General features: G+C 47.7%; 1 protein-coding gene. It reads left to right on the forward strand.

The genetic code is table 11. The annotated features are described in order from the left end of the window. Positions 1 to 1720, forward strand: a 1720-nt coding sequence (locus H9565_RS19985; protein ID WP_215442143.1) for an Ig-like domain-containing protein, incomplete at both ends; no start/stop codon positions are given.

A 1720-nucleotide genomic window follows, 5' to 3' on the forward strand; every position in this document is an offset into this window, starting at 1 on the left:
TATTGCCGCCTACGGGGAGCGGGGCCAACGACATAACCGCGTTCGGGCTTCCGGTCCAGAACAGTGCGGATATCGACTCGGGTACCAATACGGTAACGGTGAACGTACCCGACGGAACGGACCTGAACGTCGCCCCACAGGTCCTAGGGGTCTCGCCCGGGGCCATGGTCTTGCCAGCGATAGGTGCCGTACAGGATTTTAGCGGACAGGTGCTCTATACCGTTACCGCGGAAAACGGAACGCCGCAGGTATGGACCGTGAACGTGACCGTATCCCAGCCCACGGGAAGCGGCCTGAACGCGATAACGGGCTTTGAACTGCCCGTTCAGAACAGTGTGGCCATAAACGGTGTGAACCATACCATAACGGTGAACGTACCGAACGGAACGGACCTGAACGTAGTTCCTTCCATATTGAATATTTCCACTGGGGCAGGCATAGACCCCGGGCCGACATCACAACAGGATTTCAGCCAGCCCGTGAACTATACCGTGACCGCCGAGAACGGTAACCCACAGGTCTGGACCGTGAACGTTGTCACGGAAACCAGCGGTGAAAAATCAATTGACAGTTTTGTGATTGATGGGGTATCGGGAACATTCAACGGTACGGATATATCGGTGACCTTGCCTTTTGGAACGGATGTAACCGCACTGTCCCCTATTATTGAATTTTTTGGACAGTCTGTCAACCCAACTTCAGGGACCCCCACTGACTTCACCAACAATATAACCTACACCGTAACCGCCGAGGATAACACTACCTTGGACTACACCGTGAACGTTACGGTCACAGCGGATACGAACACTGCGCCAACGGCTGGGGATTTCTCCGTTGATGTCGAGCAGGACAGTAATAATAATAGTATCGACCTTTCTCCCTATATTAACGATGCCGATGGCGATGAACTTACGATTACCATAATATCCGACTTCAGAAACGGTACGGCTATAGTTTCAGGAAATACTATCGTTTATACCCCTACATCTGGTTATACCGGAGAAGATAATATTGTGTATACCGTAAATGACGGAAATGGTGGAATCGCAACAGCAACGATTACCGTTACGGTAGATTCCTCAGTTAACCTAGCACCTGTGGCTGTTAATGACACTTATACAATAGCTGAAGCTGGCAATCTAAACGTACTAATTTTAACAAATGACACTGATAATGAAAATAATGACTTAACAGTCAATTGGGTTGGGGGTAGCCCTGCTAATATTGGACAATCTATTGGTGGTTCAGATGGTGGTCTGTTTACCATAACCGCTGGCGGAAATCTTACATTCAATACGAATGGCGAATTTGATGTCCTGAACGATGGCGATAGCCAAACAACAACTGTTCAATATAGGGTAACCGATGGTAATTCTAATTCAAACATTGCGACGGTTAGTGTAATTGTTACCGGTGTAGATGACCCAAAAAGCAATGAAAATAATATCATTCAGTTAACCCTGTCTCCGACCTCTGGAAATGCCATATTGGATGATGTGAACCATACTGCCACTATTACGGTGCCCTTCGGAACCGATTTGCTCGTGGCCCCTACGAACCTTGTTGTCTCCACAGGAGCTACCGTATCCCCATTAGGTAATGTCGAAAGGGATTTCTCTAATCCTGTAAATTATACCGTAATAGCAGAAAACGGTGATTCGCAGGTCTGGCAAGTTATTGTAAATGTGGAAGCAGATACTAGAAGTAATGAAAACGACAT

Source organism: Zobellia russellii (genome assembly GCF_018728565.1).
GTDB classification, from domain to species: Bacteria; Bacteroidota; Bacteroidia; order Flavobacteriales; family Flavobacteriaceae; genus Zobellia; species Zobellia russellii.